This is a genomic window from Agromyces sp. NBRC 114283, assembly GCF_030268405.1.
Lineage (GTDB): Bacteria > Actinomycetota > Actinomycetes > Actinomycetales > Microbacteriaceae > Agromyces > Agromyces mediolanus.
The window spans coordinates 2,625,230-2,640,796 of sequence record NZ_BSQP01000001.1 but is presented as its reverse complement, the minus strand read 5'-3'; the positions used below and the strand labels follow the sequence as shown (position 1 = coordinate 2,640,796).

Annotated in this window: 10 protein-coding genes and 1 pseudogene; 7 read left to right on the top strand and 4 right to left on the bottom strand. The window is 72.7% G+C overall.

Translation table 11 applies throughout. The features are described 5' to 3' along the window. Nucleotides 1-70 precede the first annotated feature (70 nt). Nucleotides 71-5,767 carry a DUF7927 domain-containing protein gene (locus tag QSJ60_RS12730; RefSeq protein ID WP_285463835.1) on the bottom strand — a complete coding sequence of 1,899 codons (5,697 nt, stop codon included), beginning with the start codon at nt 5,765-5,767 and terminating at the stop codon, nt 71-73. Between the two features lie 196 nt (nt 5,768-5,963). Continuing rightward, nucleotides 5,964-7,307 (bottom strand): annotated as a pseudogene (locus QSJ60_RS19140) (DUF7927 domain-containing protein); the annotation flags it as partial. Between QSJ60_RS19140 and QSJ60_RS12715 the strand changes: the two are divergent. The 3 genes from QSJ60_RS12715 to QSJ60_RS12705 all read left to right on the top strand — a co-directional run bounded on the left by QSJ60_RS12715 (nt 7,192) and on the right by QSJ60_RS12705 (nt 8,966). Then, nucleotides 7,192-7,536, top strand: a complete 345-nt coding sequence (locus QSJ60_RS12715; RefSeq protein ID WP_285463832.1) for a hypothetical protein — start codon at nt 7,192-7,194, stop codon at nt 7,534-7,536. The pseudogene QSJ60_RS19140 and the gene QSJ60_RS12715 sit on opposite strands and share 116 nt — an antisense overlap. Before the next feature lie 156 nt (nt 7,537-7,692). After that, nucleotides 7,693-8,178, top strand: a complete 486-nt coding sequence (locus QSJ60_RS12710; protein ID WP_285463831.1) for a hypothetical protein — start codon at nt 7,693-7,695, stop codon at nt 8,176-8,178. Between the two features lie 143 nt (nt 8,179-8,321). Further along, on the top strand, nt 8,322-8,966 hold the full coding sequence (locus QSJ60_RS12705; RefSeq protein WP_285463830.1) for a CueP family metal-binding protein: 645 nt from the start codon (nt 8,322-8,324) through the stop codon (nt 8,964-8,966). A 296-nt stretch (nt 8,967-9,262) separates the two neighbouring features. Here QSJ60_RS12705 and QSJ60_RS12700 read toward each other — a convergent pair whose 3' ends face one another. Beyond that, complete coding sequence (locus tag QSJ60_RS12700) at nt 9,263-9,895, bottom strand: TetR/AcrR family transcriptional regulator (protein ID WP_285463829.1); 633 nt, start codon at nt 9,893-9,895, stop codon at nt 9,263-9,265. Between the two features lie 77 nt (nt 9,896-9,972). Here QSJ60_RS12700 and QSJ60_RS12695 point away from each other — a divergent pair, with 77 nt between their 5' ends. Together QSJ60_RS12695 and QSJ60_RS12690 are read left to right on the top strand one after the other, a co-directional pair. After that, entirely contained in the window at nt 9,973-11,472 is a 1,500-nt protein-coding gene (locus QSJ60_RS12695) for an MDR family MFS transporter (protein ID WP_285463828.1), read from the top strand. A gap of 144 nt (nt 11,473-11,616) precedes the next feature. Then, nucleotides 11,617-12,075 carry a DoxX family protein gene (locus QSJ60_RS12690; RefSeq protein WP_230767109.1) on the top strand — a complete coding sequence of 153 codons (459 nt, stop codon included), beginning with the start codon at nt 11,617-11,619 and terminating at the stop codon, nt 12,073-12,075. 51 nt (nt 12,076-12,126) lie between these two features. Here the strand turns inward: QSJ60_RS12690 and QSJ60_RS12685 are convergent, their stop codons facing one another. Continuing rightward, nucleotides 12,127-13,944: a 2-isopropylmalate synthase gene (locus QSJ60_RS12685; protein ID WP_502871389.1), complete on the bottom strand. Its 1,818-nt coding sequence runs from the start codon at nt 13,942-13,944 to the stop codon at nt 12,127-12,129. 160 nt (nt 13,945-14,104) lie between these two features. On the opposite strand from QSJ60_RS12685, the gene QSJ60_RS12680 reads away from it, so the two are divergent. After that, on the top strand, nt 14,105-14,773 hold the full coding sequence (locus tag QSJ60_RS12680; protein ID WP_285463827.1) for a FadR/GntR family transcriptional regulator: 669 nt from the start codon (nt 14,105-14,107) through the stop codon (nt 14,771-14,773). Further along, the gene (locus QSJ60_RS12675) at nt 14,770-15,561 is read left to right on the top strand and encodes an ABC transporter ATP-binding protein (RefSeq protein WP_285463826.1); all 792 of its coding nucleotides are present in this window, start codon (nt 14,770-14,772) and stop codon (nt 15,559-15,561) included. The genes QSJ60_RS12680 and QSJ60_RS12675 overlap by 4 nt, the downstream gene beginning before the upstream one ends. Nucleotides 15,562-15,567 lie beyond the last annotated feature (6 nt).

Genomic DNA, 15,567 nt, shown 5'->3' with positions numbered 1-15,567 from the left:
CGGAGACGGGGCCGTCGGGGACGGGATGCCTCGCGCGCTGGAGTCGCGCGAGGCACCCCCGGTCCGGCGCCTACTCCTCAGCGCGCCGGACGCTGCCGCGCCGGCGAACCGGCAGCAGCAGCGCGCCGGCCGCGAGCAGGAACGCCGCGAGCACGCCGGTGCCGAGCGAGACGCCCGTTGCTGGCAGCCCGCCCACGGCGACCGTGGCGTCGTCCGAGGCACGAGGCGGGGTCAGCGATCCCGGCGGCGTGCCCGTCGCACTCGCGACGTTGTGCACGCGGCCGCGCTCGACGTCGGCGGCCGTCAGCCGGTAGCTGGCCGTCGCGGTCGCCGACTCGCCCGGAGCCAGCACACCCGGCGCCGAGGCATCCGGCCAGACGAAGCGCAGCGCCGACAGCCCGGGCAGGGGGTCGTCGATCGCCACCTCGCGGAGGGTGACCGTGCCCGTGTTGGTGACGAGGAAGCGGAACTCCACGAGATCGCCCGCCCGGTCGCCGCTTGCTCGGCCCGTCTTCTCCAGCGCGATCGCCGGGCGCTGCTCCGCCGGCGTGCTCGTGCCGTCCTCGTCGGTGACGAGCAGCGTGCCGTCGCCCGGCGGGGTGCCGGTGACCGTCGCCGTATTGCGTACGGAGCCGGCATCGACGTCGGCCTGCGTGAGCGTGTACGACGCGCTCGCCGTGGCCGTCTGCCCGATCTCGAGCACGCCCGGCGCCCCGGGGTCGGGCCACGCGTAGCGGAGCTCGCCGAGCCCGGGGAGGGGGTCGCGCAGGACGACGTCGTCGAGCCGCGTGCCGCCGGTGTTCGTGATCGTGAAGGTGTAGTCGATCACGTCGCCGGCGACGCCGGTCCCGGTGAGCTCGGCGCGCTTGGCCAGCTCGATTGCCGGGATCGGATGGCTCGTCGAGCGCTCGCCGGACTCGATCCGCGGCCCGCCGGGCGGCGTCGCCGTCGACGTGGCGGTGTTGCGGAGGCGGCCCGCCGCCTCGTCGGAGACGGTCACGGTGTACGTGATCTCGACGCGCTGCCCCGGCTCGAGGGCGCCCGACCAGCTGAGCTGCGCGCCCTCGACTCGCGGCGCCGGCGCCGGTGCGCCATCGATCGTCGCCGTCGGCTCGCCGCTGAGTTCGGCGTCCGCGAGGACCTGCGAGAGGTCGTCGCGGATCTCGACCGGATCGAGCAGCGTCTCGCCCGTGTTCACACCGGTGAGCGTGTACCGCACCTGCTCGCCGGGCGAGACGACCGAGCCGTCGGCCGGGGTCGCGGACTTCGTGAGGTCGTATCCGGAGACCGGTACCTCGTGGGACGTGGCGACCTCGGGCGCATCGAGCGCGGGCCCGCCCGGCGGGATCGCGGTGCCACTCGCCGAGTTCCGGAGGGTGACTCCCGCGGCGTCCTGGCCGACCACCACCGTGTAGCGGATCGTCACGGTCTGGCCCGCGCGCAGCGCTCCCGACCAGTTCAGCACTGTGCCGTCGAGCGTCGGCGCCGGCGCGTCCTCCCCGTCGACGGTGGCGACGGGACTTCCCCGGAGCGCGCCGTGCGCGAGCACCTCGCCCAGCTCGTCGCGGATCGCTACGGGATCGAGCACGGTCTCGCCGGTGTTCTCGCCGGTGAGGGTGTACGTGACGGTCCGGCCCGGGTGCACCACGCTGCCGGACGCCGGGTCGGCGGCCTTCGACAGCTCGAAGCCGGGCACCGGGACCGCGTGGACGGTCTCGTGCCGCCCGCCGTCGACGGCCGGGCCGGTGCCGGGCGGCTGCGCCGTGCCGGTCACGAGGTTGCGCAGACTCGAGCCCGCGGCATCCTCGGCGACGGTGACCGTGTACCGGATCGTCACGACCTGGCCGCGCTGGAGGGACCCCGTCCAACTGAGCGTCGAGCCGTCGACCACGGGTGCAGCGGCCGGTTCTCCGTCGACGGTGGCGAGCGGAGCGCCGTCGAGCGCGGCGTTGCCGAGCACGCCGCCGAGCTCGTCGGAGATGCGTACCGGGTCGAGCGGGGTCGCCCCCGTGTTGCGTCCGGTGATCGTGTAGCTGATGCGCTCGCCGGGGTGCACGGCCGATCCCGAGGCCGGGTCGGCGACCTTCCCCAGGGTGAAGCCGGGGACCGGCACGGGGTGCGTGGTCTCCTGCGGCGGCGGGCTGAGTGCGGGCCCGGTGCCGGGCGGCTGGGCCGTCGACCGGGCGTGGTTGCGGAGCGTCGCTCCGGCGGCGTCGTCGTGGACGGTGACGGTGTAGCGGATCTCGACGGTCTGCTCGGGTCGGAGTGCGCCCGACCAGCGCAGCGTCGTGCCGTCGACGGTCGGCGCGGTCGCCGGCGCGCCGTCGATCGTCGCGATCGGGTCGCTCGTGATCGTGGCGTCGGCGAGGACCTCGGCGAGTTCGTCGGTGATCGCGACGGGGTCGAGCGGGGTCTCGCCCGTGTTCCGGCCGGTGAGGGTGTACTCGATCTCGGCGCCGGGGTTCACGCTCGTTCCGGACGCCGGCTCGGCGCGCTTCGCGAAGGTGTAGCCCGGGGTGGGAACCGGATGCGTCGTCTCCCGCGGCTCGGGGACGAGCGCTGGGCCGGTGCCGGGCGGCTGGGCCGTGCTCGTCGCGCGGTTGCGGAGGTTCGATCCGGCGGCGTCGTCGTGGACGGTGACGGTGTAGCGGATCTCGACCGTCTGCTCGGGTCGGAGCGCGCCCGACCAGCGCAGCGTCGTGCCCTGGACCGTCGGCGCGGCAGCGGGCTCGCCGTCGATCGTCGCGATCGGCGCTTCGGAGATCGTCGCGTGCGCGAGGACCTCCGCGAGCTCGTCCTCGATGGCGACTTGGAGCCCGGTCTCTCCGGTGTTCCGGCCGGCGAGGGTGTACTCGATCTCGTCGCCGGGGTTCACGCTCGTCCCGGACGCCGGGTCGGCGGCCTTCGTGAACTCGTACGACGGCGTCGGCACCTCGTGCGTCGTCTCCTGCGCCGGCGGGACCAGCGCGGGGCCCGTGCCGGGCGGCTGGGCCGTGCTCGTGGCGCGGTTGCGGAGCGTCGCCCCGGCGGCGTCGTCGTGCACGGTGACGGTGTAGCGGATCTCGACGGTCTGGTCGGGGTCGAGATCGCCCGACCAGCGCAGCGTCGTGCCCTCGACGGTCGGCATCGCGGTCGGCTCGCCGTCGATCGTCGCGATCGGGTCGCTCGTGATCGTGGCGTTCGCGAGGACCTCCGCCAGATCGTCGGTGATGGCGACGGGGTCGAGTCGGGTCTCGCCCGTGTTCCGGCCGGTGAGGACGTACTCGATCCGCCCGCCCGGGTCCATCGTGCTGCCGCTCGCGGGCTGGGCGGTCTTGGCGAACTCGTAGGACGGCGTCGGCACCCGGTGGGTGGTCTCGCGCGGACCCGATTCGAGCGCGGCGCCGCTGCCCGGCGGTTGCGCCGTCGCCGTGACCGCGTTGCGCAATGTCGCTCCTGCGGCCTCGGGGGACACGGTGACCATGTACCGCAGCGTGACCGTCTGCCCGCGTTCGAGTCGGCCGGTCCAGCGCAGGGTGTCGCCGTCGAGCGTGGGCGCTGCTGCCGGCGCGCCATCGATCTCCGCGCTCGGCGTGCCGGTGAGCTCGGCCGAGTTCAGCACTTCGCTCAGATCGTCGAGGATCGTGACGGGGTCGAGCACGGTCTCGCCGGTGTTCTCCGCCGCGACGACGTAGGTGATCTGCCCGCCCGGGGCGACCGTCGACCCGCTCGGCGGCGTCGCACGCTTGCGCAGCTCGAGGGCGGGCTCGGGCACGGGGTGGAAGGTCTGCACCTCGGGCGCCGTGAGCGCCGGTCCACCCGGGGGAGCGGCCGTGCCGCTCGCCCGGTTCTCGAGCCGCTCGCCCGCGGCATCGGCGCTCACCGTGACCGAGTACGTGATGGTCACGGTCTGCCCGGGTTCGAGCGCACCTCGCCAGCGCAGCGCAGTGCCGTCGAGGGTCGGGGCCGTCGTCGGCGTGCCGTCGATCCGCGCGGTCGGAGCGCCGGCCATCGTCGCGTGGTCGAGGACCGCCCCGAGATCGTCGACGACGTCGACCGGGTCGAGTCGCGTCTGCCCGGTGTTCTCACCGGTCACGGTGTACGTGATGGTCCCGCCGGGGTGCACCTCGGTGCCCGAGACCGGATCGGCCGACTTCGCGAGCTCAAACCCGGGCACGGGGACCGCGTGGCTCGTCGCGTGCTCGCCGGGATCGATCGCGGGGCCGCTGCCGGGCGGCCGGGCGCTGCCCGTCGCGAGGTTCTCGAGCTCCACTCCTGCGGCATCCTGGTTCACCGTCACGGTGTAGCTCAGCCGCACCACCTGCTCGGGCTGCAGCGTGCCGGACCAGGTGAGCGTCGTGCCGTCGAGCACCGGGTCCGCCGCGGGCGCGCCGTCGACGGTCGCCGAGGGGCCGGCGCTGAGCGTCGCATGAGCGAGCACGTTCGACAGGTCGTCGCGCAGCGCGACGGCGAGCTCGGTCTCGCCGCTGTTCGTGCCGGTGACGACGTAGGAGATCGTCTGGCCGGGATCGACCGAGGAGCCGGACGCCGGGGTCGCGCCCTTTGCGAGGTCGAACGCCGGCCGCGGCACCTGGTGATCGGTCTCCACCGCGGGCGGCACGATCGCCGTGGCCGAACCCGGCGGCTGCGCCGACGCCGTGGCGTGATTGCGGAACTCGGCGCCCGCGGCGCCGTCGTCCACTCGCACCGTGTACTCGATCGTCACCGACGATCCGACCGGCAGCGCGCCGCTCCACCGGAGCCGGTTGCCGTCGAGCACCGGCGCGTCGGCAGCTTCGCCGTCGATCGTGGCGACGGGCTGCCCGACCATGGCGGCGGCGTCGAGCACCTCGGTCAGGTCGTCGGTGACGCGCACCGGGTCGAGCGTCGTCGCGCCCGTGTTCCTGCCGGTGACGGTGTAGCGGATCTCCTGACCCGGGTCGACCGTCGAGCCGGATGCCGGGACGGCGCTCTTCTCGAGCGCGAATCCGGGCGCGGGGACCGGGTGGGTCGTCGAGCGCTCGACGGGTTCGAGGGGCGGGAACCCGCTCGGCGGGGTCGCCGTCGCGGTCGCCGCGTTCGCGAACGTCACCCCGGCGGCATCGTCGTGGACCGTCACGGTGTACCGGATCGTGAGGCGCTCGCCCGCGTTCAGCGGGCCGGTCCAGCGGAGCGTGGTCCCGTCGAGGACGGGATCCGTCGTTGGCTCGCCGTCGATCGTGGCGACGGGCGGGCCGGTGAGGGAGGCGTCGTCGAGCACGTCGTCGAGCTCGTCGCTGATCGTCACCGGGTCGAGCGGCGCCTCGCCGGTGTTCCGCGCGCTCAGGGTGTAGCTGATCTCGTCGCCGGGGCTGACCGTGCTGCCGCTCGCCGGCACCGACTGCTTGTCGAAGGTGAAGCCGGCCGTGCGGATCGGGGTCACGACCGACGACTCCTCGCGGATCGGCGCGGAACCGGGCGGCTGCGCGACGCCGCTCGCGGTGTTCCGCAGCACCTGGCCCGCGGCATCCGCATCGACGAGGACGGTGTAGGTGATGTCCACGGTCTGCTCGGGCTCGAGGCGTCCGCTCCACCGGAGGGTCGTGCCGTCGATGACGGGATCGCTCGCGCGCACCCCGTCGATCCACGCGGCCGGACCGACGACGATGCTGGCGTCGTCGAGCACGTCGGAGAGATCGTCGGTGATCGTCACCGGATCGAGCACCGTGCCGCCGGTGTTGCGGCCCGTGATCTGGTAGTCGATCCGGTCGCCGGGGTCGGCACTCCGCGCGGCGAAGGGGGAGACCACGGCCGCGGCCGCCCGGAGACCCGCGGCGAAGAGATCGCCGCCCGTCGAGACGACGCTGTCCTTGCGGAGCTCGAACCCGGGGGTCGGGATCGGGTGGGAGGTGCTGACGTCGGCGGCCTCCAGCGGCGGCCCAGCGGGGGGGCACGGCTCGGCCGTCCGCCGTGTTCCGGAGCCTCCCGCCCTCGGACCCTTCGGAGACCAGCACGATGTAGACGATCGTCACCGTCTGCTCCGCGGCGAGGGCGCCGGTCCAGCGGAGGGTGGTGCCGTCGAGCGTCGGCGGCGTGGCCGGCTGCCCGGCGATCATGGCGGTGGGTTCGCCCACGAGCTCCGCGTCGTCGAGCACGCCCGAGAGGTCGTCGGTCACGGTGACCGGATCGAGTCGGGTCTCGCCCGTGTTCGAGCCGACCACGGTGTATCGGACCTCCTGGCCGGGGTGCACGGCGGTGCCCGACGCGGGATCGGCGGACTTCGTCACCTCGAAGCCCGGCTGCGGCACCGGATGGCTCGTCGTCACCTCGTCGGGCACGAGCGCGGTGCCGCCCGGCGGCGTCGCCGACGCGTTCGCCCGGTTCGTCAGCGTCTCGCCTTCCGCGCCGTCGTCGACGGTGACGGCGTAGCGGATCGTCACGCGCTCGTCCGGCTCGAGCGATCCGGTCCACCGCAGCGTGGTGCCGTCGAGCACCGGCGCGGTGGCCGGCTCGCCGTCGATCGTGGCGCTCGGCGTGCCGGCGATCGTGGCGTTGCCGAGGACGTCGGAGAGGTCGTCGGTGATCTCGACCGGGTCGAGTCGGAGGTCGCCCGTGTTGGCGCCGACGACGGAGTACGTGATCGTCTGCCCCGGGTCGACCGTGGTGCCGGAGGCGGGGTCGGACGTCTTCGAGAGCTCGAATCCGGGGTCGCGCCGGAGGAGCCCGGCGTCGCGATCGAGGTTCTCGTGGCTCCCGGCATCCAGCAGCACGGCGCCCGTCGTGCCGGTGCTCGGGTCGGCCGCCGAGGAGACGGCCGGGGCCCCGGCGTTCTGCGCCGTGAAGAGCCAGCCGTTCGGGATGCCCGAGAAGCGCACGCGGTACTCGCCGTACGCGAGGTCGGTGAAGAGGTACTGCCCCGAGTCATCCGTCGTCGTCGTGAGAGGAGTGCCGTCTGCCCCCAGGACGGGCGAGCCGTCGGCGTCGAGCAGCTCAGCCGTCACGCCGGCGACGCCGGGCTCGCCGAGATCCTGCAGGCCGTTCTCGTTCTCGTCGACCCAGACCCGGTCGCCGAGCCGTGCATCCTGCGGCAGGCGGACGGAGAGGAGCGAGTAGTCGGACTGGAAGCCGTCGGTGGGCGCGGTGGGGATGCGGATCTGCTCGCCCCAGACCACGTTGAGCCCGTTCTGGCCGTCGGCGAAGATGTTCGAGTCGTTGCGGAAGTAGTTCGATCCGGTGCGGTACTCCGCGGTCGGCCACTGGCTGAAGCGGGAGATGAACGTGTCGAGCTCGAAGGTGACCTCGTCGAAGGTGCCGTGCAACTGCAGCGAGCCGCAGCCGGCGAACGACATGTTCGGCGTCTCCCAGCGCGTGTTCGCGCCGGCCTTCTCGGCGAAGCCGCAGCTGCCGGAGGTGTTGTCGGAGATCGTGTGGAGCCGGCTACCGGTCACGGCGAGGTTCGTGGGAGCGTCGCCCTCGAGCGACATCGTGACGCCCGGGGTGCGGATGACCCACTCCTGGGAGTTGAACGAGCCCTTGCCGTACTGGGTGCGGGCCGGGTCGTCGTTGGTCCAGGTGTAGTTCGCCCAGCCGCCGATGCCGCCGAGATCGAGCACGGGGTCGGTCACCGTGCGATCGAACGTCAGCGTGACGGTCGAGGTGATCGGGCACAGGCCACGGAAGTTCTGATGCCCGGCGCTGCCGAGCGGACCGTCGCAGACGGAGGCGTTCGTCACGATGCCGAGCCCCGGCACGTTCGACGGCGTCGGGTTGCCGAGGAACATCGACGACGTGGCGCCGTGGCCGCTCCAGCCCTGCGAGTTCCGATTGGTGAGCACGTTGGTGCCGGCGACCTGCCCCGGGGCGGTCATCGTCGCGGTGACGCCGATGTCACCGGTGCGGGTCTGCAGATTCGTGGTGGCGCGCATCGTCGCGGCGGCGCGATGGAACTCCGGGGTGTTCGCCGTGCTCGCGGAGCCCGGGTTCACCAGCTGCCACGGGTCGTTCACGACGTACCCGTTCTCCTCGGCGGCGATCGCGGGATCCGCCGGCGCGGCGAGCTGCGGGGCGATCAGCCCCGTGAGTGCGACGACGCCCGCGGTGAGCACCGCCAGCGTCCGCATGGTCCACCCCTGTTGCACGGCTGCCTCGTTCCCCTCGCGCCGATATTGGAATCCCAACATCGTATCGCCAGAATCGAAGCGGAGTACACGGGCAGAGTGATCCCTGAAATATCAGTCGTGCTGCGGCTGATCAATGGATCGCAATGGTCGCCCGAGTGCGCGTGAACCGGTGGCACCAGGCCGGGTCCGTAGGCTGGAGAGTCCGACGCCGGCTCCGTGCCGCACCGCTTCGAAGGACCCGCAATGCATCTCGTTCCCCGTTCCGCACGCTCGCGCCGCACCTGCATCCTGTCGGCCGCCGCCCTCGCGCTGGCCTCCGCCCTGGCGCTCGCCGCCTGCTCCACGGGTGGGGCGGAGCGGACCGGCACCGGGGTGACCGGGGAGCAATCGGCGAGCGTGCCCTCCGCTGATGCGCTCCTCGCGGACTACGGCCTCGACGGCCTGGATGCCCGCACGATCGTCGATCGGCTGGAGGCGGCCCCCGTCGCCGAGCGCCCGACCGGACTGATCGCCTCGGTCCGGCCCGACGTGCTTGTGCTCTCCGATGAAGGCCGCGAGCTCGCCCTGCCGATGCCCGACGAGTTCTACGTCTCGATCGCGCCGTACCGGGCAGAGACCCACGACTGCGTCTTCCACAGTCTGACGACCTGCCTCGGGGAGCTGCGGAACGAGGAGTTCCGGGTCGTCGCAACGGATGCCGCGACAGGAGCGGTCGTGCTCGACGAGGCGCGGACGAGCGGCGACAACGGCTTCCTCGGGCTCTGGTTGCCGCGCGGAACCGAGATCGACGTCTCGATCACCGATGCCGCGGGCCGCTCCGCCGTGTCGTCGATCGACACCGCGGCGCTGGACTCCGCGACCTGCGTCACCTCGATGCGCCTCGGCTGAGTTCGTGACCGACGGGCACGCCGCGGAAGCGGTGCCGTCGCAGTCAGGAGCGCAGCGACCCGAGGTGGAAACGCCAGCACTCGTCGTTCATGTGGAGAACGCGCACGAGCGAGGTGTTCGATGCGAGCGCGACGCGTCTCGCGTGCGGCCGGCCGAGCTGCTCGGGCGGCCGCTCGACGTGCTGAGCACTGCCGCGGGTGCCGAGGTGCAGCCGAGCATCCAGGATGCTTCTCCGAGGGTCGGCCTCGACGCGATCGGGCTCGGGGAGTCCGAATCGGGGGTGACGCCGGGCATGTTCACACGCCGCCGAGGTCGCTCCGCGCCGGTCGGACCGCGTCGAGGGCGGTGGCGATGATGCGGCGTCGCGCGGGGATTGGCTGATCCTCGGCAGACAGCGTCACCTCGTTCACGACCGCGAGGAAGCTCCCGACCAGCGCCCGCAGCACGAGCCGGGTGTCGGGTTCGCTCGCGGCGTCGTCGCCGTGGTCGGCCTGCCACCGCTCCAGCAGTGCGTCGGCGAGGGTGCGCTGGAAGAGCTCGATGCGCGCCAGGTGGCCGGCCAGGAGGTGCGGCGATGAGTCGATGATCTGCTTGAACAGCGTGGCCCGCTCTTCGGCGGCCCGTTCGTCGAGCTCGTCGAAGGTCGCGTCGAGCGCGTGCTGCAGCGACGTCCACGGTGCTTCGCCCGCGGGCCGTGCCCGGATCGCTTCGACGAGGCCCTGGAGCTCGGTCTCGAATCGGCCGAACAGCACCTCGTCCTTCGTCGCGAAGTAGCGGAAGAAGGTGCGCTCGGAGATGCCGGCCTCGTTCGCGATGTCCTCGACCGTGGTCTCGTCGTATCCGCGGGCCAGGAAGAGCTGCTCGGCGATCTCGCTGATCCGCGCTCGCGCGGCTCGGCGGGAGACCTCCCGCAGCGTGCTGTTCGGCATCCTCTCAGGATAGTAGGGCGGGTCTGTCATAGAATGACAGTCATGTCAGTCACTGACACATGAGCGAGAGGGGCGCGATGAGTTCGACCATGCAGGCGCAGGGGAATCAGGGGGCTGAGGCGCCACGGGCGCCGATGCGCGCCGGCGCGCTCATCGCGGTCCTCCTCGCCGGCGCGTTCGTCATGATCCTCAACGAGACGGTCATGGGCGTCGCCCTGCCTGCGGTGATGCGGGAGTTCGAGATCACCGCGGCGGCCGGGCAGTGGCTCACCACCGTCTACATGCTCGTCATGGCCGTCCTGATCCCGATGACCGGCTTCCTGCTGCAGCGCTTCTCGCCGAGGGCGATCTTCGTCGCCGCGCTCCTGCTGTTCAGCGTCGGGACCGCAGCTGCCGCCATCGCCCCGTGGTTCTCCGTCCTCGTCGTCGCGCGCATCGCCCAGGCGGCCGGCACGGCGATCATCATGCCGCTGCTCACGACGACGATCCTCACGCACGTCCCCGCCGCCCGGCGCGGACGCACCATGGGCCTCATCGCCATCGTGATGTCGGTCGCCCCGGCGCTCGGCCCGAGCTTCTCCGGCCTGATGATCACCGCCGTCGGCTGGCGCTCGGTGTTCCTCGTCGTCCTGCCGATCGCCGTCGCCGTGCTCATCGCCGGTTCGGTGCTCATCCGCGGCGGCGGGGCGGGATCGGCGGTGCGCTTCGACCTCGGCTCGGCCGCCCTGTCCGTGCTCGCGTTCGGTGGCATCGTCTTCGGGCTCGGCGGCATCGGCGAAGCGGTCGGCGGCCACGCCATCCTCCCGCCCGCGGTGCCGATCGTCGTCGGTCTGCTCGCGCTCGCCGCGTTCGTCTGGCGCCAGCTCGCCCTGCAGCGCCGCGACGCGGCCTTCCTCGACCTCCGGCCGTTCCGCTCCCGCCCGTTCTGGGTCGGGGTGGTGCTGCTCGCGGTCGCGATGTGCTCCATGTTCGGGGCGCTCATCCTGCTGCCGCTGTACATGCAGAACGTGCTCGGCCTCTCCGCGCTCGCCACGGGCCTCGTCGTCCTGCCGGGCGGGCTGCTGATGGGGCTCGCAGCGCCGGTCGTGGGGGCGATCTTCGACCGCGTCGGCGCTCGCCCGCTCGTGATCCCGGGGGTGCTCGTCGTCTCGGCCTCACTGGCGATGCTTGCGTTCCTCGGTGACGACAGCCCCGTCTGGTATCTCGTCGTCGCCACGCTCGTGCTCGACCTCGGGTTGGCAATGCTCATGACCCCGCTCATGACGAGCGCGCTCGGCTCGCTGGCCCCGGAGCTGTACTCGCACGGCAGCGCGATCGTGAGCACGATGCAGCAGCTCGCGGGCGCCGCCGGGACGGCCGTCTTCGTGACGGTGATGTCGCTCGGGGCGGCGTCGGCCGCGGCCGAGGGCGCGAGCGCGACCGCCGCGGCGGCGAGCGGCATCCACCTCGCCTTCGTCGGGGCCGCGCTCGCCTCCCTCGTCGCGGTCGCGCTCGCCTTCCTCGTGCCGCGCCGCCCGTCCATCGAGCCAGCCGGCGGCGGGGAGCGCGGGGAATCCGGGGAATCCGCCTCTCGCTGACGAACCACTCTGGTATTCCGAGTTCTCACGCTATATCAGAACATGCTCGGCAAGCTCCTCAGTTTGTCGGGCTAGTGTCGAGTTCGGATGGCATCCCAACGATGCGTTCGATCGGCCAAGGCCATCTCGACCGAAGGAGACCCCGTGAACACCGCCACGCACGATCGCCCAGTCCGACCGCGTTTCGCCGACGCCGACCTCGCACTGCTCGTGCTGCGGCTCGTCGCCGGCGCGGTGTTCTTCGCGCACGGGTTCCAGAAGGCGTTCGTCTTCACGATCCCCGGCGCGAGCGCGGCATTCGCCGAGATGGGCGTCCCGTTCGCCGGCGTGGTCGCTCCCGTGCTCGCCATCGTCGAGCTCGCGGGCGGGGCGCTGCTCGTGCTCGGAGTCCTGTCGCGGCCCGTCGCCGCGTTCCTCGCTCTCAGCATGGTCGGCGCGGCCGTGTTCGCGCACCTCGGCTCGGGCTTCTGGGTGGAGGACGGCGGCTACGAGTACGTCGCGGTGCTCGCCGCCGTCGCCGCGTCGATCGCCATCGCGGGCCCCGGGCGATACGCGCTCTCGCGCGCAGTGCTGCCCGAGCGTGCCGCGGCAGTCCTCGGCTGACCGGCGGTCACCGGGAGCCGGGCGGGGAGTGCCCCGCCCGGCCCGATCGTCTCACTCCTCCGACGCCGCGGCGACCGCGTTCGCCGCGAGCATGACCGCCTCGAGGCTGGCCCCGAGCACGGAGGCGCCCCGGCCGGCGGCCCAGCGCACTCCCGCGGGATGGCGGAACTCGAGGAGCGTGAGCGCGTTGCTGTCCTGCCCGTGGCCGAGGCTCGTCTGATGGAGTCCGAGCACCTCGACCTCGATGCCGAGCTCGGCGAGCGCCGTGACCAGCGCCTCGACCGGGCCGTCGCCGTCGCTCGCGCGTTCGGTCCGGTCCCCGTCCCGATCGAGCACGATGCGGGTCTGCGTGCGCCCGTCCGCCTCGCCGATCTCGTAGCCACCGAGCTCGACCGTCATGGACGCGCCCGCGCTGCCGAGGTACACCTCCTCGAAGAGCGTCCAGAGCCTCGTCGCATCGAGTTCGTCGCCGGACTCGTCCGCCAGCCGTTGCACATGCCGGGCGAAGTCGATCTGCAGCCGCCTCGGCAGCTCGAGGCCGAACTCCCGCTCGAGCACGTAGGTGGCGCCGCCCTTGCCCGACTGCGAGTTCACCCGGATGACCGCGTCGTAGCTGCGCCCGAGGTCGGCGGGATCGACCGGAAGGTACGGCACGCGCCACGGGATCTCCCGCTCCGGCCGCCCCTCGGCCTCGGCTCTGGCGCGATGCTCGGCGAAGCCCTTCCGGATCGCGTCCTGGTGCGTCCCGCTGAACGCCGTGTGCACGAGGTCGCCGGCGTACGGATGCCTCGGGTGCACCTCGATCCGGTTGCAGTACTCCACGGTGCGGCGGATCTCGTCGAGCTGGGAGAAGTCGATCATCGGGTCGACCCCTTGGACGTGCAGGTTGAGCGCGAGGGTGACGAGGTCGACGTTGCCCGTGCGCTCACCGTTGCCGAAGAGGCATCCCTCCACCCGCTGCGCGCCGGCGAGCACGGCGAGCTCCGCGCACGCGACGCCCGTGCCCCGGTCGTTGTGCGGATGCACGGAGAGGATGACGCCGTCGCGCCTGGCCAGGTTCCGGTGCATGTACTCGATCTGGTCGGCGTAGACGTTCGGCGTCGCGATCTCGACGGTCGCCGGCAGGTTCAGGATCACCGGCCGCTCGGGACTCGCGTCCCACAGCCGCGTCATGGCGTCGCACACCTCGAGGGCGTAGTCGGGCTCCGTGAGGTTGAACACCTCGGGGGAGAACTCGAAGCGCACGTTCGGCAGCGCGCCGGCGAGTTCGAGGACATCGCGACCGCCCCCGAGGATGAGCTCGAGCAGCTGGGCCCGGTCGCGGCCGAGCACGAGCTCGCGCCAGATCGGCGCGGTCGCCGTGTAGAGATGGATGACGACGGGGTTGCGGATGCCTCGGATGGACTCGACCGTGCGCTCGATGAGCTCGCGGCGGGCCGGGGTGAACACCACGATCGTCACGTGCTCGGGGGCGAACTCGGTTTCGGCGATGAGGCGCACGAAGTCGTAGTCGGTCTGAGAGGCGGAGGGATAGCCGACCTCGATCTCGGTGTACCCCATGGCCACCATGAGCTCGAAGAAGCGGCGCTTGCGCTCGGGGTCCATCGGCTCGGCGAGGGCCTGGTTGCCGTCGCGGAGGTCGACCGGCACCCAGAGCGGGGCGGCGGTGAGCTGCCGGGCCGGCCAGGCTCGATCGACGAGCGGGAGCTCGACGCGCTCGGTGACGGCGCGGTAGCGGTGGGACGGCATCTGCGAGCGCCGTTGGCGGTTCCAGTGCGGGGCATCCGCCGGCACGGGGCCGGCGGGGGAGTCGAAGCGGCCGAACGGATTCGGCGCGGCGGGGGTGGTCGGGACGGCGATGCCGGTCATGGCGGGTCCTTCTAGCTCATCGGGGTCGACCGGCACGCGAAGCGGCTCCACGTCGGGGAGCCGGCCCGGCTAGGCCCCGACGTGGCGGCGAAGGAGGAGGCCGCGCGCGAACATGGCTAGACTGTACCACGACTCCTCAGACAAGTAGAGAGGCGAGTCGATGGAACAGGTGAAGCGGGCCCCGCTCGCAGACCAGGCGGCAGAGCTCCTCCTCGAGCGCATCCGCGCCGGCGAGTGGGAACTCGGGCAGAAACTGCCCGGCGAGACGACCCTCGCCCCGCAACTCGGCGTCGGCCGGTCGACGGTCCGGGAGGCCATCCGCCAGCTCGCCGGGCGGGGCGTCCTCGCCTCGAGGCAGGGCGCCGGCGTCTTCGTCACGGCGCTCGACGCTCCCGAGGAGTGGGACGCGGTGCTCCGCCGCGCCGACCTCGTCTCGGTCATCGAGGCGCGCATCGCGATCGAGGCGGAGGCCGCCGCGCTCGCCGCGGAGCGCCGCACCCCGAGCGACCTCCGCGCCATCCGCCGCGCCCTCGACGATCGCGCCGCGAAGCGGGCCGACGTCGAGGCGCACGTCGACGCCGACACGCGCTTCCACCGCAGCATCGTCGCCGCCGCGCACAACCCGATCCTCGCGGAGCTGTTCGACGGCTTCACCCCGCGGATGCGGCAGGCGATGGTCGAGATGCTGCGCCTGCGCGGCGAGTTCGGCGACGACGCCGACCACGGCGCGCACGAACGACTGGCCGAGCGCATCGCCGAGCGCGACGGCGGCGGCGCGGCGCGCGAGAGCCGCAGCCACCTCGGCGCGATGAAGGCGGCCCTCGCGTGACGGCACCGGTGCTGCAGCTCTCCGGCGTGACCTTCCGCCGCGACGGGCGGCAGATCCTCGACGGCATCGACCTCCGCGTCGAGCAGGGGGAGCGCTGGGCGCTGCTCGGGCCGAACGGTGCGGGCAAGAGCACCATCCTCGGCTTCTGCGGCGCCGTCACCTTCCCGAGCTCCGGGACCGTCGACGTCCTCGGCGCCCGGCTCGGCTGCGTCGAGCTGCAGGAGCTCCGCCGGCACATCGGGCATGTGAACCCGAGGCATCCGCTCCGCTCCCGGCTCACCGTCACGCAGGTCGTGCTCACCGGGCTCACCGCCACCATCGAGACGCCGATGCGCTGGGTTCCGACGCCCGAACAGCTCGACGCCGCCCGCCGGGTGATCGCGGAGCTCGGCCTCGACCACCGGCGCGACGCGATCTGGCCGACGCTCTCCCAGGGCGAACGGGGGCGCGCGCTCATCGCACGGGCCCTCATCGCAGAACCGAGCCTGCTGCTCCTCGACGAGCCCACGACGGGCCTCGACGTGGCCGCGCGCGAGCAGTTCCTCGAGACGGTCGACGCGCTGGCCGAGCGCGCGCCGCAGCTGTCCACCATCCTCGTCACCCACCACCTGGAGGAGCTCCCGGAGACCACGACCCACGCGATCGCGATCTCGCACGGGGCGACCGTGGCGTCCGGGCCGGTCGCCGAGGTCGTCACGACGGAGGTGATCTCGCGGGCCTTCGAGCATCCGATCGTCGTGGGCCACGACGGCGGACGCTGGTCGGCCCGCGCCGCGCGGGTGCGCTGATCCGCG

Coding starts and splice junctions, on each gene's coding strand:
- QSJ60_RS12680 (WP_285463827.1), top strand. CDS start 14,105: ATGGAACAGGTGAAGCGGGCCCCGCTCGCAGACCAGGCGGCAGAGCTC.
- QSJ60_RS12685 (WP_502871389.1), bottom strand. CDS start 13,944: ATGACCGGCATCGCCGTCCCGACCACCCCCGCCGCGCCGAATCCGTTC.
- QSJ60_RS12705 (WP_285463830.1), top strand. CDS start 8,322: ATGCATCTCGTTCCCCGTTCCGCACGCTCGCGCCGCACCTGCATCCTG.
- QSJ60_RS12710 (WP_285463831.1), top strand. CDS start 7,693: ATGCCGAGCCCCGGCACGTTCGACGGCGTCGGGTTGCCGAGGAACATC.
- QSJ60_RS12695 (WP_285463828.1), top strand. CDS start 9,973: ATGAGTTCGACCATGCAGGCGCAGGGGAATCAGGGGGCTGAGGCGCCA.
- QSJ60_RS12700 (WP_285463829.1), bottom strand. CDS start 9,895: ATGCCGAACAGCACGCTGCGGGAGGTCTCCCGCCGAGCCGCGCGAGCG.